Origin of the sequence: Nonomuraea soli (genome assembly GCF_013761175.1) — a bacterium.
Taxonomy (GTDB): Bacteria; Actinomycetota; Actinomycetes; order Streptosporangiales; family Streptosporangiaceae; genus Nonomuraea; species Nonomuraea soli.
Genome location: NZ_JACDUR010000005.1, coordinates 597,329 through 616,574 on the forward strand (window position 1 = coordinate 597,329; position 19,246 = coordinate 616,574).

Annotated in this window: 18 protein-coding genes; 15 read left to right on the forward strand and 3 right to left on the reverse strand. The window is 71.5% G+C overall.

From position 1 onward, the window contains the following. Nucleotides 1-54: 54 nt before the first annotated feature. On the forward strand, nucleotides 55-324 hold the full coding sequence (locus tag HNR30_RS26000) for a hypothetical protein (RefSeq protein WP_181612621.1): 270 nt from the start codon (nucleotides 55-57) through the stop codon (nucleotides 322-324). Next, nucleotides 324-1,382 (forward strand): SDR family oxidoreductase, encoded by a 1,059-nt coding sequence (locus HNR30_RS26005; RefSeq protein WP_181612622.1) that lies wholly within the window; start codon nucleotides 324-326, stop codon nucleotides 1,380-1,382. Before HNR30_RS26000 ends, HNR30_RS26005 begins: the two co-directional genes overlap by 1 nt. Here HNR30_RS26005 and HNR30_RS26010 read toward each other — a convergent pair. Beyond that, on the reverse strand, nucleotides 1,362-2,135 hold the full coding sequence (locus HNR30_RS26010) for an IclR family transcriptional regulator (RefSeq protein ID WP_312894647.1): 774 nt from the start codon (nucleotides 2,133-2,135) through the stop codon (nucleotides 1,362-1,364). The two genes, HNR30_RS26005 and HNR30_RS26010, sit on opposite strands and share 21 nt — an antisense overlap. A gap of 86 nt (nucleotides 2,136-2,221) precedes the next feature. Here HNR30_RS26010 and HNR30_RS26015 point away from each other — a divergent pair, with 86 nt between their 5' ends. The 4 genes from HNR30_RS26015 to HNR30_RS26030 are packed head-to-tail and all read left to right on the forward strand — an operon-like array spanning nucleotide 2,222 to nucleotide 7,015. Next, nucleotides 2,222-3,466, forward strand: a complete 1,245-nt coding sequence (locus tag HNR30_RS26015; protein WP_181612624.1) for an extracellular solute-binding protein — start codon at nucleotides 2,222-2,224, stop codon at nucleotides 3,464-3,466. Beyond that, on the forward strand, nucleotides 3,463-4,338 hold the full coding sequence (locus HNR30_RS26020; protein ID WP_181612625.1) for a carbohydrate ABC transporter permease: 876 nt from the start codon (nucleotides 3,463-3,465) through the stop codon (nucleotides 4,336-4,338). Before HNR30_RS26015 ends, HNR30_RS26020 begins: the two co-directional genes overlap by 4 nt. Next, nucleotides 4,335-5,153, forward strand: a complete 819-nt coding sequence (locus HNR30_RS26025) for a carbohydrate ABC transporter permease (RefSeq protein ID WP_312894648.1) — start codon at nucleotides 4,335-4,337, stop codon at nucleotides 5,151-5,153. Before HNR30_RS26020 ends, HNR30_RS26025 begins: the two co-directional genes overlap by 4 nt. A 38-nt stretch (nucleotides 5,154-5,191) precedes the next feature. Further along, nucleotides 5,192-7,015: a transketolase gene (locus HNR30_RS26030; protein WP_181612626.1), complete on the forward strand. Its 1,824-nt coding sequence runs from the start codon at nucleotides 5,192-5,194 to the stop codon at nucleotides 7,013-7,015. 42 nt (nucleotides 7,016-7,057) lie between these two features. Here HNR30_RS26030 and HNR30_RS26035 read toward each other — a convergent pair whose 3' ends face one another. After that, nucleotides 7,058-7,303 (reverse strand): hypothetical protein, encoded by a 246-nt coding sequence (locus HNR30_RS26035; protein ID WP_181612627.1) that lies wholly within the window; start codon nucleotides 7,301-7,303, stop codon nucleotides 7,058-7,060. A gap of 37 nt (nucleotides 7,304-7,340) precedes the next feature. Here HNR30_RS26035 and HNR30_RS26040 point away from each other — a divergent pair, with 37 nt between their 5' ends. Genes HNR30_RS26040 through HNR30_RS26060 form a run of 5 tightly spaced genes read left to right on the forward strand, consistent with a single transcriptional unit; the run spans nucleotide 7,341 to nucleotide 13,790 of the window. Next, entirely contained in the window at nucleotides 7,341-7,817 is a 477-nt protein-coding gene (locus tag HNR30_RS26040; protein WP_220133990.1) for a shikimate kinase, read from the forward strand. Nucleotides 7,818-7,822: 5 nt separating this feature from the next. Next, entirely contained in the window at nucleotides 7,823-8,353 is a 531-nt protein-coding gene (locus tag HNR30_RS26045; RefSeq protein ID WP_181612628.1) for a GNAT family N-acetyltransferase, read from the forward strand. A gap of 55 nt (nucleotides 8,354-8,408) precedes the next feature. After that, nucleotides 8,409-11,786 carry a protein kinase domain-containing protein gene (locus HNR30_RS49465; RefSeq protein WP_181612629.1) on the forward strand — a complete coding sequence of 1,126 codons (3,378 nt, stop codon included), beginning with the start codon at nucleotides 8,409-8,411 and terminating at the stop codon, nucleotides 11,784-11,786. 10 nt (nucleotides 11,787-11,796) lie between these two features. After that, complete coding sequence (locus tag HNR30_RS26055; RefSeq protein ID WP_181612630.1) at nucleotides 11,797-12,876, forward strand: winged helix DNA-binding domain-containing protein; 1,080 nt, start codon at nucleotides 11,797-11,799, stop codon at nucleotides 12,874-12,876. Nucleotides 12,877-12,878: 2 nt separating this feature from the next. Continuing rightward, entirely contained in the window at nucleotides 12,879-13,790 is a 912-nt protein-coding gene (locus HNR30_RS26060) for a sugar kinase (protein ID WP_181612631.1), read from the forward strand. On the opposite strand, the gene HNR30_RS26065 is transcribed toward HNR30_RS26060, so the two are convergent. Continuing rightward, nucleotides 13,780-14,790 (reverse strand): glycosyltransferase family 4 protein, encoded by a 1,011-nt coding sequence (locus HNR30_RS26065; protein WP_312894650.1) that lies wholly within the window; start codon nucleotides 14,788-14,790, stop codon nucleotides 13,780-13,782. The genes HNR30_RS26060 and HNR30_RS26065 overlap by 11 nt on opposite strands. Nucleotides 14,791-14,844: 54 nt before the next feature. On the opposite strand from HNR30_RS26065, the gene HNR30_RS26070 reads away from it, so the two are divergent. From HNR30_RS26070 to HNR30_RS26085, 4 genes are all read left to right on the forward strand, one after another. After that, the gene (locus tag HNR30_RS26070; protein WP_312894651.1) at nucleotides 14,845-16,788 is read left to right on the forward strand and encodes an amylo-alpha-1,6-glucosidase; all 1,944 of its coding nucleotides are present in this window, start codon (nucleotides 14,845-14,847) and stop codon (nucleotides 16,786-16,788) included. Nucleotides 16,789-16,791: 3 nt separating this feature from the next. Next, nucleotides 16,792-17,634, forward strand: coding sequence for a DUF4429 domain-containing protein (locus HNR30_RS26075; protein ID WP_181612634.1), 843 nt, complete (start codon nucleotides 16,792-16,794; stop codon nucleotides 17,632-17,634). A 64-nt stretch (nucleotides 17,635-17,698) separates the two neighbouring features. Next, a complete protein-coding gene (locus tag HNR30_RS26080; RefSeq protein WP_181612635.1) occupies nucleotides 17,699-18,394 on the forward strand; it encodes a VIT1/CCC1 transporter family protein in 696 nt (231 codons plus the stop codon). Nucleotides 18,395-18,465: 71 nt separating this feature from the next. Beyond that, nucleotides 18,466-19,155, forward strand: a complete 690-nt coding sequence (locus HNR30_RS26085) for a DUF899 domain-containing protein (protein WP_181612636.1) — start codon at nucleotides 18,466-18,468, stop codon at nucleotides 19,153-19,155. The last annotated feature ends 91 nt before the right edge of the window (nucleotides 19,156-19,246 follow it).

The window sequence follows — 19,246 nt, forward strand, 5'->3', positions numbered from 1 at the left end:
CGCCACCGCTACCCGGCACGTTAACCGGCAAACGGCCAGGGTAGCTGGTGCGACATGACTCAACACGAACGCCCGGAGGACATCCGGCACGAGGAATTCGACGAGCGGGGCAAGCCCATGGTGCCCGCCACGCCGCGTGACGTGGTGCACATCCGGGTGGGCTCGTTCGTCCTGATCTTCTGCTTCGCGATCGCGGTGCTGGGCCTCATCGCCCACGCGCCGGTGATCACCTGGATCGCCGGCATCGCGGCCGTGATCACCGTGGTCGACATGGTGCTCGCCATTCGCAGGCAGAAGAACCGAGGAGCAGGAGAGGCGGGCTGATGGCGCCGAACGACGCCACTGCAGGAAACCACAACTCGCTCAGGGAGAAAGTCGTCGTCGTGACCGGCGCCAGCGGTGGCGTGGGTCGCGCGGTGGTGCGCGAGCTCGGCGCGCAGGGCGCCAAGGTCGCGCTGGTCGCGCGCGGGACGACCGGCCTCGGCGCCGCTGCCGTGGACGTGGGCGCCGCCGGGGGCCAGGCGCGCGTGTTCGAGGCCGACCTGGCCCACTACGAGCAGGTACGGCAGGCGGCCGAGCGCATCGAGGCGGAGATGGGTCCGATCGATGTCTGGATCAACGTCGCTTTTTCTTCAGTTTTCGCCAAATTTCAGGATATTGAGCCTGAAGAGTTCGAGCGCACCACCAAGGTCACCTACCTCGGCTACGTCTGGGGCACCAAGGTCGCCCTGGACCTCATGCGCTCCCGCAACCGCGGCACAATCGTCCAGGCCGGCTCGGCCCTGACCTACCGGGCCATCCCGCTCCAGTCCGCCTACTGCGGCGCCAAGCACGCCATCAAGGGTTTCACCGAGTCGGTGCGGGTCGAGCTGATGTCGGAGGGCAGCGGCATCGAGATCACCACCGTCCAGTTGCCCGCGGTCAACACCCCACAGTTCGACTGGGTGCGCTCCAAGCTGCGCGGGCGCCCGCAGCCCGTGCCGCCGATCTACCAGCCCGAGGTGGCCGCGCGAGCGATCGTGTTCGCGGCGGCGCACCCGGAACGCAAGGAGTACTGGGTGGGCATCACCACCGCCCTGACCATTCTGGCCAACCGCGTGGCGCCTGCCTTACTGGATCGGTACCTGGCCAGGACCGGGGTGAAGTCGCAGCAGGCCGAGCAGGGCAAGCAGCCCGACACCGTCGACCGGGGCTCGGGCAACCTGTGGGAGCCGAAGGACGAGTGGAACGACTACGGCGCGCACGGGGCCTTCGACGATCGTGCGCACGGTCGCAGCCCGCAGGTCTGGCTCTCGCAACACCGCATGCAGGCGCTGCTGGCCGGTGCGGGGGTCGCGGCCACCGCCGTGCTGGCCCGCACGCTACGCCGCCGGTCCAGGTGACCGGGTCGAGCCCAGGCGGCCGGAGATGCGCCCGGCGGCCTCGGCCACGATGGGGCCCAGCTCTCGCACGCGCGCGGGCGTGAGCCTGGAGGCCAGCCCCGACACCGAGATGGCCGACGCCACGACCTCCTGGTGATTGAAGATGGGCGCCGCCACGCACCGCACCTCGGGCTCGTTCTCCCGGTCGTCGACGGCGAAGCCGCGCCTGCGCACCCGCGCCAGCTCCGCGCGCAGCCGTACGGGGTCGGTGATCGTGTGCCGCGTCACCGCCGGCAGCCCGCCCTGGATCGCCTCCTCGACGCCGGCCTCGGGCTGCCAGGCGAGGATGGCCTTGCCGACCGCCGTGGAGTGCACGGGCCCGCGGCTGCCGATGCGCGAGGCCATGCGCACGGTGGCCTGGTTCTCGACCTTGTCGACGTAGACGACGTGCGGCGGCTCGTAGACCACCAGGTGCACGGTCTCCCTGGCCTGCGTCATCAGCCGGTGCGACTCCTCCGCCGCGACCGTGCGCAGGTCGAGCGCGGCCAGGTAGGCCTGGCCGAGCCGGAGTGAGCCGGATCCCAGCCGGAAGGCCCCGCTCTTGCGGTCGCGCTCCAGCAGCCGTTCCTCCAGCATGGGCGCGGCCAGGCGCAGCACGGTGCTCTTCGACAGGCCCGTCAGCTCCGCGAGCCGGGTGAGCGTCAGCCCCGGGCGCTCGCGCACGTGGTCGAGCACGGCCAGGGCACGGCGTAAGGACGAGGAGTTGTTGCGCACCACGCCATTGTGCATTGCACAACAACCAAGCACAGGGTCTTCCCGCCCGCGATCCGTTTTCCTACGGTGCCGGTCAGGAGGCAATAGTGAAGTTTCTTTCCTATACAGCCGCGTTACTCGCGGCCGCCCTGGTCACGGCCTGCGCGCCGAGCACCGCCCCCACGACGGGCGGCGGTGACGAACGCACCGGCACCCTCCAGGTGTGGCTCTACGACGAGCCCAACCGCGCACCCAAGGAGAAGGTGGTCGGCGAGGCGATCGCCGAGTTCACCGCCAAGCACCCGGACGTCAAGATCCAGGTGACCTACATCCCGACCACTCCCGCCCGGCACGAGAAGTTCAAGGGCGCCTTCAACGACCCGGCCAGCTCCCCCGACGTGGCGGAGTACGGCAACACCGACCTGGCGGAGTACGCCGCCGCGGGCGGCTTCTCCGAGCTCGACCTGTCGGGCCTCGACCTCTCCCCCGACCTGGTGAAGTCGGCCACCGTCGACGGCAAGGCCTACGGCCTGCCCTGGTTCATCGGCATCCGCGCCCTGTTCTACCGCACCGACGTCTTCACCGAGCTGGGGCTCAAGCCGCCCGCGTCGCTGGAGGAGCTCGCGACCACCGCGCGCACGATCCGCCAGAAGAAGCCCGACCTGTACGGCATAGCGGTCGGCGGCGAGTACACCTTCGGCGCCCTGCCCTTCGTCTGGGCGCACGGCGGCGACATCACCTCGCTCGACTCCGAGGGCGCGCGCAAGGGCGTGACCGCCTACACGGGCCTGCTCACCGACGAGGTCTGCCCGCCCCAGGCCTGCGCCTCGCTCACCGGCGGCAAGACCGTCGAGCTGTTCGCCAGCGGCAAGGCCGCCATGGGCATCCTGGGCAACTTCAGCCGCTCGGCCGTCGACGCGGGCGCCGCGGCGGGCAAGTACGCGGTGGTGCCGCTGCCCGGCGTCTCTCCCGGCTCGGTCGCCCCGGCCTTCTCCGGCGGCAACAACCTGGGCGTGCTGAAGAACGCCAAGCACTCCAGCCTGGCCAAGGAGTTCGTCCGGCTCCTGGGCGGCAAGCCGTACCAGATCAAGATGTTCGAGGCGATGGGCAACCTGCCGACGCTCACCTCCGCGCGCGACGAGCTGGCGGCCAAGGAGCCCTTCCTCAAGCCGTTCCTGGAGACGGTGACGTCGGGCACGAGGTTCGTCCCGATCGACCCGGCCTGGGTGAAGATCGACAACCAGAAGGTCATCCCGACCCTGCTGCAGAAGGTCGCCACCGGGCAGGCGACGGTCGAGGTGGCCACCACCGAGGCGGCCGCGGCGGTCAAGGGAGCCTTCGGCGGCTCATGAGGCGGCTCGTGAGGCCCTGGCTGTATCTGCTGCCCGCCGCGGCGGTGCTGCTGCCGCTGTTCGGCTATCCGATGTACATGCTGGGCCTGCTGTCGGTCTTCGACTACCGGCAGGCCCAGGTCAGCGGCGGGCAGCCGACGACCTTCGTGGGCCTGGGCAACTACGCCAGGCTCCTGTCCGACGAGCGGTTCTGGCAGGTGCTCGCCCAGACCGTGGGCTTCGCGGCGGCGCTGGTCGTCGCGACGCTCGCGGTGGGCGCCTTCCTCGCCGTGGTGATGTCCAGGGCGGGCCGGCTGCCGCGCCTGCTGCTGGGCCTGGCCGCGACGGCGGCGTGGGCGGCCCCGGCGATGACCGGCTCGACGGTGTGGATGTTCCTGTTCGACACCGACCTTGGCCTGGTCAACCAGGTGCTCGGCGTCGAGGGCTACAACTGGTTCTACGACCGGTGGGTGACCTTCGGCGTGGTCGGGGCGACGGTGGTGTGGCACTCCTTCCCGTTCGTCATGGTGACCCTCTACGCGGGCATGCAGGCGATCCCCCGCGAGATCTTCGAGGCGGCGGCGCTCGACGGCGCCGGGCAGTGGAACACCTTCCGCCGCGTCGTGCTGCCGATGTTGCGGCCGCTGGTCACCATCGTCGTGATCCAGTCGATCATCTGGGACTTCAAGATCTTCACCCAGATCTACGTGATGACGAACGGCGGCGGCATCGCCGGGCAGAACACCGTGCTCAACGTCTACGCCTACCAGAGCGCCTTCGGCTCCTCCGAATACGGCCTGGGCTCGGCGATCGGCGTGGTGATGACGCTGATCCTGCTTGTCGTCACCCTCTTCTACATCAGGGCGCTGTACCGATCGGGGGAACGACTGTGAGGCCCTCCCGCGCGGCGAGCACCATCGCGGTGGTCGTGGCCGTGCTCACCGCCTTCCCCATCTACTGGATGGTCCTGTCGGCGCTCAAGCCCGACGGCGAGATCCAGTCGCTGGAGGTGCGCCCGTGGACACTCCACCCCACGCTCGAGAACTTCACCAGGGTGCTGACCGGCGAGAACTTCGGCCGCTACTTCCTCAACAGCGTGCTCGTGGCGGGCTCGGTGGTGATCCTCTCCGGGCTCGTGGCGTTCCTGGCCGCCGTCGCCGTCACCCGCTTCACCTTCCGGCTGCGCACCACGATCCTGATCATGTTCCTGGTCGCCCAGATGGTGCCCATCGAGGCGCTGACCATCCCGATGTTCTTCGTCGTGCGCGACCTGGGCCTGCTCAACACGCTGGCCTCGCTGGTGCTGGTGCACCTCGCCTTCACGCTGCCGTTCGCGATCTGGATGATGCGCGGCTTCGTCGCCGCGGTGCCGGAGTCGCTGGAGGAGGCCGCGATGATCGACGGCGCGAGCCGGGCGACGGTGTTGTGGCGCATCCTGTTCCCGCTGGTGGCGCCGGGCCTGGTGGCCACCAGCGTGTTCTCCTTCATCACCGCCTGGAACGACTTCGTCTTCGCCCGCACCTTCATCATCTCGGCCAAGGACAGCCAGACCCTGCCCGCGGCCCTGCTGGTCTTCTTCAAGCCCGACGAGAACGACTGGGGCGGCATCATGGCCGCCTCCACCCTGATGACGCTGCCGGTGCTCGTCTTCTTCGTGGCCGTGCAGCGCAGGCTGGTGTCGGGGCTGGGCGGAGCGGTTAAGGGCTGAGCTGGGGGTAGGCCTCCGATGAGGCGTTAGGAGGCCCCATGCCAGAACGAGACATCCAGTTCCTCTGCGACCTGGCCGCCCAGTTGCGGGTGGACTCGATCCGCTGCTCGACGGCGGCCGGTTCTGGCCACCCGACGTCGTCGATGTCGGCCGCCGACCTGATGACCGTGCTGTTCGCGCGCCACCTGAAATACGACTTCGACCAGCCGGACGCGCCGCTCAACGACCATCTGATCTTCTCCAAGGGGCACGCGTCGCCGCTGCTGTACTCCCTCTACAAGGCCGCCGGCGCGATCTCGGACGACGAACTGCTCACCTTCCGCAAACGCGGCAGCAGGATGGAAGGGCATCCGACACCCAGGCTGCCGTGGGTGGACGTGGCGACAGGCTCGCTCGGGCAGGGGCTGCCGGTGGGCGTCGGGGTGGCGCTGGCCGGGCGGCTGGAACGCCTGCCGTACAGGGTGTGGGTCCTGTGCGGCGACAGCGAGCTCGCGGAGGGCTCGATCTGGGAGGCGGTCGAGCACGCGGGCCAGGAGGGGCTGGCGAACGTGACGCTGATCGTCGACGTCAACCGCCTCGGGCAGCGTGGCCCGACCAGGCACGGCTGGGACACCGGCGCCTACGCCCGCAGGTTCGGGGCCTTCGGCTGGCACACCATCGAGATCGACGGTCACGACCCCGGCGAGATCGACTTCGCCTACTCGGACGCCGGCAACACCCGGCGCAGGCCCACGGTCATCCTGGCCAGGACCCGCAAGGGCGAGGGCGTCAACGAGGTGGAGAACCGCGAGGGCAAGCACGGCAAGCCGGTCAAGGACGCCGAACGGGCCATCTCCGAGCTCGGCGGCCCCAGGGACGTCACCGTGACGGTGGCCAGGCCTGGCGACGGGCGCGGCCCGCGCAGCTTCGAGGGCGGTTCGCTGAAGCTGCCCGAGTTCGAGCTGGGCGGCCAGGCGGCGACCAGGAGCGCGTACGGCGAGGCGCTCACGGCCGTCGGCGCGGCCATGGGCCAGGTCGTCGCCCTCGACGGCGAGGTGGCCGACTCGACCAAGGCCGAGGAGTTCGCCAAGGCCTTCCCCGAGCGTTTCTTCGAGTGCTACATCGCCGAGCAGCAGATGGTGGCCGCGGCGATGGGGTTGCAGACCCGCGGCTGGGCGCCGTTCGCCGCGACCTTCGCCGCCTTCCTGACCAGGGCGCACGACTTCATCCGCATGGCCGGGGTGAGCGGCAGCGACATCCGGCTGGTGGGCTCGCACGCGGGCGTGGCGATCGGCGAGGACGGACCTTCCCAGATGGGACTGGAGGATCTGGCCATGATGCGCGCCGTGTACGGCAGCACGGTGCTCTACCCCTGCGACGCCAACCAGACGGCGGCGCTGGTCGCGGAGCTGGCCTCCGCCAAGGGCGTGTGCTACCTGCGCACCACGCGCGGCGACACCCCGGTGATCTACCCGCCGGGTGAGAACTTCGCCATCGGCGGTTCGCGGGTGCTGCGGCGCTCGCCCGAGGACCGAGCCACGATCGTCGCCGCCGGGGTGACCGTCCACGAGGCGCTGGCGGCGGCCGACCGGCTCGCCGACGAGGGCGTCGCGGTCGGCGTCATCGACCTGTACTCCGTCAAGCCCGTGGACGAGGCGGCCCTGCGCGAGGCGGCGGCCACCACCGGCACGCTCGTCACCGTCGAGGACCACCGTCCGGAGGGCGGGCTGGGCGACGCCGTCCAGGAGGCCGTCAGCGACCTGGGTCCCAGGGTGGTCAGGCTGGCCGTACGGAACCTGCCGGGCTCGGCCGAGCCCGCCGAACAGCTCGCCGACGCGGGCATCGACCGCGACGCCATCGTCGCGGTCGTCAAGGAGCTGTAGCCATAGGGAAAGGCCCCCGGGGGAGGGGGCCTTTCGTTCCTGTCACACCTCGGGGTCGACGTAACGGCGTTCCTCGTAGACCGTCTCGCGAGCGCGCTCAGGGCTGGCCGGGTGCACGATCTCCCGGGTCACCCGTACTCGGTACAGCCCGAAGAGCAACATCGCGATTCCGCCGATCATGAGAATGACGCCGACGATGTTGATGTCAAGACCGGCCAGATCGAACTCGACGGCCCAAGTGAGGATCGCGCCGAGCATGATGAGGACGATACTTCCGGCGATCGTCATCGGATTACCTCCTTAGCACCGAGGAACTTCTATCCCCATGTCGAAAAACAAACCCGTCGTTGTGATCGGCCTGATGGGCTCGGGCAAGACCACCGTCGCCCTCCTCCTGGCCCAGGCCCTTGACCTGCCCATGAGCGACAGTGATCCGTGGCTGCGCGAGCACTGCGGCGCCAGCGCGGCCGAGCTCGCCGCGCAGGACGTCGGGAACCTGCACGCCCTGGAGTCCCGGCACGTGCTCGAGGCGCTGCGCACCCCCCAGGTGATCGCCGCCGCCGCCAGCGTGGTGGAGAACCCCGAGGTACGGCAGGCGCTGAAGGGCGCCCTGGTCGTCTGGCTCGACGCCCCCGACGAGGTGCTCAAGGCCAGGATGAAGAGCGGCACCCACCGTCCGCTCTTCGACCCCGCGGCGATGCGGGCCAGGCGGGAGCCGTACTTCCGCGAGATCGCCGACGTGCGGGTGGACGTGGCGGAGAACAAACCGGAAGAGGTGGTGGCACGGATCCTGGCACTCTAGACGGCATGTTCGCGAAGAAACCCACCCTGATCGGCGAGCTCGTGACGCTCGTCCCCGTCGGTCCCGAGCACGCCGACGGCCTGGCGGAGCTGGTCCACGATCCCGAGGTCAAGCGGCTGACCGGCTCGCACGGCCAGGTCCCCGACGCCGAGGCGGGGCTGCGGTGGTATTCGACGCGCAAGGACCACGCCGACCGGCTGGACCTGGCGATCATGGCCGGTGGGAGGTACGTGGGCGAGATCGTCCTCAACGAGCTCGACGACGACAACCTGTCGTGCAACCTGCGCATCGCGCTCGTCAGGCCGGGCCGAGGCTACGGCAGCGAGGCGATCCGCCTGGTCCTCGACCACGCTTTCGCCACCACCCCGCTGCACCGGATCAGCCTGGGCGTGTATGCCTTCAACGAGCGCGCGGTGCACGTCTACGAGAAGTGCGGCTTCCGGCGCGAGGGCGTCTCGCGCGACGCCCTGCTGTGGGAGGGAAGCTTCCATGACGAGATCAGGATGGCCGTCCTGCGCCCGGATCACGGGGCCTGACCGGCGAACCGGACAGAACCAATCCGGTTCGCCGGGCATCTAAGCTGCAGTGACGATGCGCTTGCTACCCGGCGACCCGGAGCGTCTTGACGGCTACTGGCCGGCGAGACGGCTCGGCACGGGCGGGCAGGGCATCGTCTACGAGGCCTACGACGAGCAGGGCGCGCGCTACGCGATCAAGGTCCTCCACACCGGCGTGCCCGAGCAGGTCGCCAAGGAGGTCAGGGCCACCCGCCAGGTGGCCTCCTTCTGCACCGCACGCGTGGTCGACGTGCGGCTCGACGGCCCGCGGCCCTATCTGGTCAGCGAGTTCGTCGACGGCCCCAACCTGCGCCAGGCCGTCGAGCGCGACGGGCCCTACCGCGGCGACGCGCTCACCCGCCTGGCGGCGGCGCTGGCGACCGCGCTCACCGCGGTCCACCGGGCGGGCGTGGTGCACCGCGACTTCAAGCCCGAGAACGTCCTGCTCGGCCCCGACGGGCCCCGGGTGATCGACTTCGGCGTGGCGGGCTCGGGGCAGACCTCCTCCACCGGCTTCGTGGCGGGCACCCCGACCTACATGGCGCCCGAGGTCTTCACCGGCGCCAGGGCCACCGCCAAGGCCGATGTCTTCGCCTGGGGCGGCGTGGTCCTGTACGCCGCCACCGGCTGCGACCCCTTCCAGGCCGAGAGCCTGGGCGGAGTGATGCACCGGGTGCTCACCCTCGACCCCGACCTGAGCGCGCTCGACGAGCCGGTGCGCGGCCTGGTCGCCCGCGCCCTGGCCAAGGAGCCGTCGCAGCGGCCGGAGGCGGCCGAGCTCCTGCTCGGCCTCCTCGACGGGGCTCCGGCCGGGGAACAGACCCCCGATGGGGCCGCCTCCGAGGACTTTGCCGACCTGGCGGGCCCGCCCGGCGCCAAGTCGCTGGGCCAGATCGCCGAGGAGCTCTACCAGAGCCTGCCGCCGGGCCGCCAGGAGGCGCTGCCCGGGCTCCTGCTACGCATGCTCGACGGTCCCGTCCCGCTCGCCGAGGTCGACGACCCCGACCTGGTCTCCCGGCTCTCGAGCGCGGGGCTGGTCGTACGGCGCAGCATCCCGGTGCCTCCCGTCGACACCGAGACCGGCCGCCTGGTCGCCGTGAGCGACGACTCGGTGGCCCCGGCCGCCGCCGCCCTGTTCCACGCCTGGCCGAGGCTGCGTGCCTGGATCGACGACGACCGTGCGGGCCTCGACACGCATCGCACACTGCGCTCCGCCGCCCGGCGATGGGAGGCGCGCTCCCGGCGCAAGGGCGACCTGCTGCACGGCTCCGCCCTGGACGAGGCGCTCGGCTGGGCCGCCACCGGCCGCCGCCACCTGGCGCCCAACCGGCTGGAGAGCGACTTCCTGCGCGCCGCCTCCGGCCAGGCCAGGCGGCGACGGCGGGCGCGCGGCCTGGTGACCGCCGCCATGGCCGTGCTGCTGGCCGTCTCGGTGGGCGCCTCGGTCGTGGCCGTCCAGCAGCGCGACCAGATCAACGACCGGCTGACCGAGGCCAACGCCCGCGCGGTGGCCGCGCGCGCCGACGGGCTGCGCGGCACCGACCCGAGAGCCGCGATGCGGCTGAGCGTGGCCGCGTGGAAGATGTCGCCGGTCTTCGAGGCCCGCAGCGCCCTGCAGCGTTCGCTGGCCCAGCCCGAGCTGTCGGTCCTCACCGTCCCCGAGGCGGGCTCGTCCAGGCACCGGCTGGCGGCCGACGGCGAGAGCCTGCTGAAGTGGAGCGGCGACCAGATCACCCGCTGGGACGTGCGCACCGGCGGGCGCACCGGCGCCTCCACCGTCCCGGCCGGGCTGACGGTCACCTCCGAGCTGAGCGACGACGGCGCCCGCCTGGCCGGGGTGCGCGACCGCAGCACCCGCGTCTTCGACCTGGCCAGCGGCCGCCAGGTCAGCGCCGACCTGCCGCCGGGCACCAACGTCTCCCTGTACGGCAACGGCACGCTGGCCGGGGTGTGGGAGCTGAACAGGCTGCGCCTCTACTCGATCGACGGCCGCGAGCTGCTCGACCTGACCGACCGCGAGCTGACCGTCTCCCGCGACGGCCGCTGGGCGTGCGTCGCCGACCACGCGGGACGTGTGGAGCTGTGGCAACTGCCCCGGCTCAAGAAGGTCTTCTCCGGCAAGGTCGACCCGCCCGTCACCGAGGACGCGGGCGCGCCCCCCGCCGTCTTCAGCGCCGACGGGAGCAAGCTCGCCCTGGTCGGCAGCCAGGGCACCACGCTGGTCGACACCGCCTCCGGCAAGGCCGCCTACGAGGCGATCGCGGCGACGGCACTCGTGGCCCCGGCCTTCAGTCCCGACGCCAGATTCCTGGCGATCGACGGACGCGAGGGGGTCGATCTGTGGCGGCTGGCCGACGGCCACCTGCTGGCGACCTACCCGGCGGAGGCGCCGCAGGGGCTCACCTTCTCGGCCGACGGGCGCGAACTGCGCTACCTGCGCGGCGACGGCGGGGTGGTCTCGCTCGACGTGTCCGGCTCGGTCGACCGGCCCGACCCCAAGACTCCCGTCCACGACAGCAACGTCGCCACGCTCTCGGCCGACGGCACCGTGGCCGCCGCCGAGACCGGCACCGCCGTCGAGCTGACCGACGTCGAGCAGCGCACGTCGCTGGGGCGCATCGAGGCCAGGGGCGCCCCGGCGGTCGACGCCGACGGCGGCGTCATGGCGATCTCCGGCGACCCCGTCACCGTGTGGCAGGTCTCCACCCGCACCAGGATCGCCTCGCTCAAGGCCGGGCCCGACCGCCAGGCCATCGCGTTGTCGCCCGACGGCCGGCTGCTGGCCGCGGGAGGCGCGAACGACGTGCAGGTGTGGGACGTGCGCACCGGCGAGCGCACCCGGTCGGTCGACGACGTCGAGGCACTGGTACTGGCCTTCTCCCCCGACGGGCGCACGCTGGCCGCGGGCGCGGACCTCATCGACCTGGCCACCGGCCGGATCAGCCGCGACGAGGCAGGGGTGCGGCGCATGTCGCCGAGCTCGATCGCCTTCTCGCCCGACGGGCGCTCGCTCGCCTACGCCCTCGACGACGGCAGCATCCGGCTGTGGGACCTGGGCAGGCGCGAGAAGCTCGGAACGGTCGCCGTCGGGCAGGCGGGCATGGGCACGGTGCGCTACTCCCCCGACGGCTCGCTGCTGGCGGTCAACGGCGCGAACGTGCGCCTGTGGGAGGTGGCCACCCTGCGCGAGCTGGGCCGGGTGCCCCTCGGGCAGAACTCCAGGGAGCTGGCCTTCAGCCCCGACGGCAAGCGGCTGCGCGGGCTGCTGCCCGACGGCACCGTCCAGGAGGCGCCGGTGGACCCGGGGCTGGCCGTACGAGCCGTGTGCGCCCGGGCGGGCGGCGCGCTCAGCCCCACCGAGTGGCGGCAGTGGATCCCGGAGGCGGATTACATCTCCGACCAGTGTGCGTAAGGTGCTCGCCATGGACATCCGCGCCCTCAACCGCGCCACCCTCGAGCGACAGCACCTCGTCCGCCGCTCCGCCCTCTCGCCGCTCGAGATGGTCGAGCACCTGGCCGGGCTGCAGGCGCAGACCCCGCACACCTGGTACACGGGCCTGTGGAACCGCATCGAGGGATTCCGCGCCGAGGAGGCCGCGCGGCTGCTGGAGCAGCGGCAGGTCGTCCGCATCGCGTTGCAGCGCAGCACCATCCACCTGGTCACCGCCGACGACTGCCTGGCGATGAGGCCGCTGCTCGAGCCGCCGACCGGGCGCATGACGCGCACCACGTTCGGCAAGAAGGTCGCCGGCGTCGACCTGGCCGAGCTGGAGGCGGTGGGCAGGGCGCTGGTGGAGGAACGCCCGATGACCTTCGCCGAGCTCGGCAGGGCGCTGGCCGGACACTGGCCGTCCGCCGACCCGCACGCCCTGAGCCAGCACGTGCGCTGGCTGGTGCCGCTGGTCCAGGTGCCGCCGCGCGGCGTGTGGGGCAGGAGCGGCCCGATCGCGCACACCAGCGCCGAGTCGTGGATCGGGCGCGAGGTGGAGCCCATGACCCCCGCCGAGCTGATCCGCCGCTACCTGGCCGCCTTCGGCCCCGCGACTGTCAAGGACGTGCAGACGTGGTCGGGGCTGACCCGGCTGCGCGAGGTCGTCGCCACGATGGACCTCAAGCGTCACGGCGACCTCTACGACCTGCCCGACGCTTCCCTGCCCGACCCCGAGACGCCGGTGCCGGTCCGGCTCATGTACGACTTCGACAACCTGTTCCTCTCCCACGCCGACCGCACCCGCTTCATCACGCCCAAGGCCCTGGAGGTCTCGGCCGCGTTCGTGAAGGCGAACGTGATGTGGCGGCTGATCCTGGTCGACGGGTTCACCGCGGGCGACTGGACCCTCGACCAGGCCAAGGGGAAGGCGACGCTCACCATCCATCAGTGGGAGCCGTTCGCCGACGACGATCTCCAGGCCGCTATGGTCGAGGCGGCAGAGCTCCTGGCGTTCCTCGCGCCGGGCGACGAGCACGAGATCATCACCACCCTCGGACCCTCAAAGGCCTGATCATGCTCCTTACCTTCGGCGAGACCATGGCGTTGTTCGTCGCCCGCCGCACCGGCCCGCTGCGCTTCGCCCGCGATTTCGATCTGGGCGTGGGCGGCGCGGAGTCGAACGTGGCCATCGGCGTGACCCGGCTGGGCGGCCGGGCGACCTGGATCGGGCGCGTCGGCGCCGACGAGTTCGGCGACCTGGTCAGGACGACCCTGCTCGGCGAGGGTGTCGAGACGGTCGCCATCCCCGACGAGGAAGCGCCGACCGGGCTGATGATCAAGGGGCGCCGCACCGCCGACCTCATCGACGTGCGCTACTACCGCTCCGGCAGCGCGGGCTCGCGGATCGGGCCCGGCGACCTCGACGCCGAGCTCATCCGCTCCGCGAAGGTGCTGCACGTCTCGGCGATCACCCCGGCGCTGTCGCCGAGCGCGCGCGAAGCCGTACGGCACGCCGTCGCGCTCGCCCGGTCGGCGGGCGTGATGGTCTCGCTCGACGTGAACTACCGGCGCAAGCTGTGGTCGCCTTCGCAGGCCGGTGAGTGGCTGCGCGGGATCGTCGACCAGGTCGACGTGATCTTCGCCACCGAGGAGGAGGCCGCGCTGATCACCGACGAGCCGGAGAAGCTGCCGGTGCCGCACGTGGTGCTGAAGTTCGGCGCCAAGGGCGCGCTGGAGCGCTCGGGAGGCGTCACCCGCTTCGCCGAGCCGTACAGGGTGACCGAGGTCGACCCGGTCGGCGCGGGCGACGCCTTCGCGGCGGGCTGGCTGGCCGAGTGGATGGCCGGCGGCGACGCCGACCGGCGGCTGCGTACGGCATGCGCCGCCGGGGCGTTCGCGGTCACCTCGCAGGGAGACTGGGAGAGCCTGCCGCGCCGGGCCGACCTGGCCCTGCTGGAGCCCGGCGCGGGCGACGTCAGCCGATGACCTCGCGGTAGAGCTGCTCGTAGCCGCGGGCCATCGCCGGAACGCTGAACAGGCTCTCCACCCGTTCCCGGCACGCCCGCGGATCGAGCCCGCCCGCCGCCTCCACGGCCTCGGCCAGCCCGTCCTCCGACTCCAGCACGAACCCCGTCACCCCGTCCTCCACGACCTCGGGCGCCGCGCCCCTGCGCAGCGTCACCACGGGCGTGCCGCAGGCCATCGCCTCCACCATGACCAGGCCGAACGGCTCCTCCCACTGGATCGGGAAGAGCAGGCAGCGGGCGCGGGCGAGCAGGTCGCGCTTACGTTCCGCGTCGGCCTCACCGATGTACTCGGCGCCATCACCCAGCAGCGGCTCGACCTCCTGCTCGAAGTAGTCGCGCTCGAACTGCTCGGTCAGCTTCCCGGCCAGCACGATCTTCCTGCCGGCCCGCCTGGCCGCCTCGACCGCCTGGTGGGCGCCCTTCTCCGGGCTGAAGCGGCCCAGCCAGAGCACCCAGTCCTCCTTCTTGTCCGCCAGCGGGAAGGTGTCGACGTGGATGCCGTTGTGGACGACTCCCGCCCAGTTCAGCTCCGGCATGCGGGCACGCTGGGCGTGGGAGATGGCCGCCAGGCTGACGCTCTCGCCCAGGCCCCGGTAGTACTCACCCAGCTCGCCCTCGGTCGGCCCGTGCACGGTCAGGAGCGTCGGCGCCTCGCGGCCCTCCGCGGTGAGCGGCCCCGCGAGGGTGTTGTCGTGGACGATGTCGGGGCGGAGGTCGGCGATCAGTTGTGCGGCGGTGGCGGCGTGCAGCACCTCGGGCATCGGCTCGCCGATCCGTTCGGAGGGCGCCCGCGGATAGGTCGCCTCGAAGCGGGCGGGCGTGTCCGCCTCTCCGGCGCCGATCAGAGTGACGTGGTGGCCGAGCCGTACCAGCTCACCCGCCAGGTCGGTGACCATGGCCTCGATGCCGCCGTAGCCGTCGGGGGGCAGTTCGTACCAGGGCGGTGCGAGTATCGCCACACGGAGCGGGGGTAGTGATTGCATTTCCGCCCACTACCCGAGGGAGCTCGAAAAGTGTCTACGTTCGTGACGTTGGTGGAAGGGGACTCCTTCGCGGTCTCGGAACGCAACGGCGACATCGTCCCGGGTGCCGCCCAGGGAGTCTTCCACGCCGACACCCGGCTGATCTCCCGATGGGAACTGCGCGTCGACGACGCGCCCGTCGAGCCGCTGCGGGTCGTCGAGGACGAGCCGTACCACGCCACCTTCCTGGGGCGCAGCAGTCCCAGGCCGGGCATGGCCGAGAGTACGGTGCTCGTGGTGCGCGACAGGTACGTGGGCGGTGGGCTCCGCGAGGACCTGGCCCTGCGCAACCTGTCGGATGAGCCGGTCGGCTGCCTGGTCAGCGTGCACGTCGGCTCGGACATGGCCGACCTGTTCGAGGTCAAGGGCGCGGGCCCGGTCACCCATGTGGCCGACGTCGAGACAGCGGCCACCGGCGACGGGATCCGCATCTTCGCCGCCAGCCGCGCCCGTGGCACACGCGTGGTCTGCGAGGGGCCGGTGCTGGCCGTACCGGGTCTGCTGACCTTCCGTGTCGCCATCCCCGCCCGGTCCAGCTGGGAGGTCACCCTGCAGGTCAACCCGATCGTGGGAGGCGAGGAGACCAGCGCCTGGTTCGCCGCGCACCAACCGGTCGAGCAGGCTCCCCCCTCGGTGCGGCGGGCCGACTGGGCCAGGCTCAGCCCGGTCGTGATCACACCGCACCCGGTGCTCGCGCGCACGCTGAGGCGCTCGGTGGACGACATCGGAGCTCTGCGCCTGACCGACGGCTCGATCGCCGCGGGCGCGCCCTGGTTCATGACCCTCTTCGGCCGCGACTCGCTGCTGACCTCGTGGATGACGTTGCCGCTGGACCAGTCGCTCGCCGTGGCCACGTTGCGCCGGCTGGCCGAGTTGCAGGGCGTGGAGGACGACCCGCTCACCGAGGAAGAGCCCGGAAAGATCCTGCACGAGCTGCGTCATGGTGTGTTGTCACTGGGCGGCAACTCGGGGGCCTACTACGGCTCGGTCGACGCCACGCCACTGTTCGTCATGCTCGTCGGCGAGTTGGCCCGCTGGGGTGTGCCGGTCGAGGAGTTCCTGCCCGCCGCCGACCGGGCGCTGGAGTGGATCGTCAAGCACGCCGACCCGTTCCTGTCGTACCGCCGCCGCACCGACCAGGGCCTGGCCAACCAGGGCTGGAAGGACTCCCACGACGGGCTCAACCACGCGGACGGCGCCCTCGCCCGGCCGCCGATCGCGCTGGCAGAGGTGCAGGGCTACGTCTACGCCGCCTACCGGGCGCGGGCGCGGTTCGGCGACGCGTCGGAGTGGAACGAGCGTGCCGAGCAGATCCGCACCGCCTTCGAGGAACGCTTCTGGCTGCCCGAGCGCGGTTACTACGCCGTCGCCCTGGACCGCGACGGGCGTCCGGTCGACTCGCTGGCCTCAAACATGGGCCACTGCCTGTGGACGGGGATTGTCTCGCGTGAGCGTGCCCCCTCAGTGGCCGAGCACCTGCTCTCCCCCGCGATGTTCAGCGGCTACGGGGTGCGCACCCTGGCCTCGGGCATGGGCGCCTACAACCCGATGAGCTACCACAACGGCTCGATCTGGCCGCACGACAACGCCCTCGTCGCGGCGGGTCTCATGAGGTACGGCTTCGCCGCGGAGGCCCAGCGGGTGGCCGTCGGGCTGCTGGAGGCGGCCGAGGCGTTCGACGGCCGGCTGCCCGAGCTGTTCTGCGGCTTCGACCGCGAGGAGTTCGGGGTGCCGGTGCCCTATCCCACCTCGTGCTCGCCCCAGGCGTGGGCGGCCGCCGCCCCGATCCAGCTGCTCAGGTCGCTCCTGCGGATGGAGCCGGCGCCTCCGGGCGTCGAGATCGACCCGGCGCTGCCCGAAGGGTTCGCGCCGCTGCGGATGACGGGATTGCCGGTCGGGACTTACCGCGCCGACGTCGACGTCCCCGATAATTAGGGCATGGCGGAGATCACCGGCACGGACGGCGCGTGGACCTTCAACGGGGAGATCCTGCGGATCGTGCCGGGGAGCGACTCCAAGGTGCACGAGATCCGCAGGGCGCTCGGCGACCGCGCGATCCCGCTGGAGGCGATCGCCGGTGCCTCCTTCGAGGCCGGGCGCAAGGGCGGCCACCTGCGGCTGCGGCTGCGCAAGGGCGCCGATCCCGTCTACGACGCCTCCGCCGGAGGGCTGGCCGCTCCCGCCGACCCCTACCGGCTGACGGTGCCCAAGGACCGGGTCGGCGCGGCGGAGTACTTCGCCGACGAGCTGCGCGACCTGCTGCAGGTCTACCAGGTGCCGGCCGGGCCGTGCGAGAGCTGGTTGCTGCCCGCGCCTGACGTGCCCGTCTCCGCGACCGCGGGCGACGCCACGGTCAGCTTCGACGGCGAGCGGATCAGGCTGGAGTGGACCTGGCTGGCCGCCTCCGGCAAGGAGGCGGCGGGCAACCAGGAGTTCCGGCTGGCCGACGTGGTCGGGGTCGAGTGGAAGCCGCTGTCGGGCGTGGGCTACGGCAGCCTGCGCTTCCGGCTGAAGGACGAGGGCCCGCCCAAGCGGCCCGACAAGGACCTGCATTGCGTCTCGTGGGGCGTGCAGCGGTTCGGCGGCACGACCGTGCTGGTGGCGGCGGCGGTGCTGCCCATGCTGAGCCGGCCGTCGGCCGAGCTGCCGGCGGCGCCGTCGGAGGCCGACCAGGACGCCCTGCTGCGCCGCCTGGCCGAGCTGGGCGAGCTGCACAAGGCGGGCGTGCTCACCGAGGAGGAGTTCTCGGCGGCGAAGCAGGCGCTCTTGAAGCGCCTCTGACCTGCTTTGGGAAGCCTTTCCTTCGTTGCGGATCATGCTTTAATCGACATAGTGTCATAAAACTATGAGCGAATGGCACCACCACCATCGAGACGTGACCGGCGGCTGGCTCCGCCCCGCCGTGTTCGGCGCCATGGACGGCCTCGTCTCCAACTTCGCCCTCATCAGCGGCGTCGTCGGAGGCGGGGCGTCGCCGACCGTGGTGATCGTGACAGGCCTGGCAGGACTCGTCGCCGGAGCCTGCTCGATGGCCGTGGGCGAATACACCTCCGTCGCCTCCCAGACCGAACTGACGCGCGCCGAGATCGAGGTGGAGAAGGCCGAGCTGATCCGCAACCCCGAGGGCGAGCTGGCCGAGCTGACCGCGCTCTACCGCACCCGCGGAGTCGACGCGGAGACCTCCGAGAAGGTCGCCAGGCAGATCACCGCCCAACCCGAACTGGCGTGGCGGGTGCACGTCCGCGAGGAACTCGGCGTCGACCCCGACGACCTGCCCTCGCCGTACGTGGCCGCGCTGTCGTCGTTCGCCGCCTTCTCGGTCGGCGCCGCCGTACCCGTCCTGCCGTTCCTGCTCGGCGCGTCCGGCCTGATCGCCGCCGCGGTGATCAGCGTGATCGGGCTGCTCGTGCTGGGCGGCGTGGTCGCCAGGCTCACCGCGCGGCCCTGGTGGACCGGAGCGCTGCGCCAGCTCCTCCTCGGAGCGTTCGCGGCGGCCGTCACCTTCGGCATCGGCAGCCTCGTGGGAAGTACCTTGACGTGACGCGATGAGTTTCGCGCTCCGGTCCGGTCTGCATCAGAGTACGGCCATCGCCAACTCATCAGTGAGGAACCATGAGCGCCAACGCACTCCCGCCCGTCGTCGACGCCGGCACCTGGCAGCGCGAGCTCGACGCCCTGCGCGTCCGCGAGAAGGCCGCGACCAGGGAACTCGACGCCATCGCCGCCCAGCGCCGCCGCCTGCCGATGGTGCGGATGCCCGACTACGTCCTCGAAGGCGAGAAGGGGCCCGTCAAGCTGGCCGACGTCTTCGAGGGCAGGCGGCAGCTGATCGTCTACAACCACATGTGGTTCCCGGGCAAGGAGTGGCAGTGCCCGGGATGCACCGGGTTCACCTCGCAGTACACGCGGCTGGAGTTCCTCGACAACTACGACGCGCGGTTCGTCATCGTCACCCAGGGGCCGATCGACGAGGCACTCGCCTACAAGCGGCGGGTGGGGAACCGCATGACGTGGTACTCCACCGCGAACAGCCCCTTCGGCGCCGACGTCGACGCACCGCCGGACGCCGGGTTCGCGGTCAACGTGTTCCTGCGCGACGGCGACGACGTCTACCGGACGTGGCACACCAACGGGAGGGGGACGGAGCAGCTCAGCCACTCCTTCCCGCTCATCGACCTGCTGCCCTACGGGCGGCAGGAGGAGTGGCAGGACTCGCCCGAGGGCTGGCCCAAGTCGCCGACGTACAGCGGGTGGGCGGACTCCAAGGACATCGCCGCGCTGTACGGGGAGGGTGCGGGCTAGGCACCAGGCACCCGCGCCTGGTGCCTGGCCACCCGCCGGCCCCGGGCCACACCCTCCGCCCGCCCACCCCGCCCGCCTACCCCGCCCACCC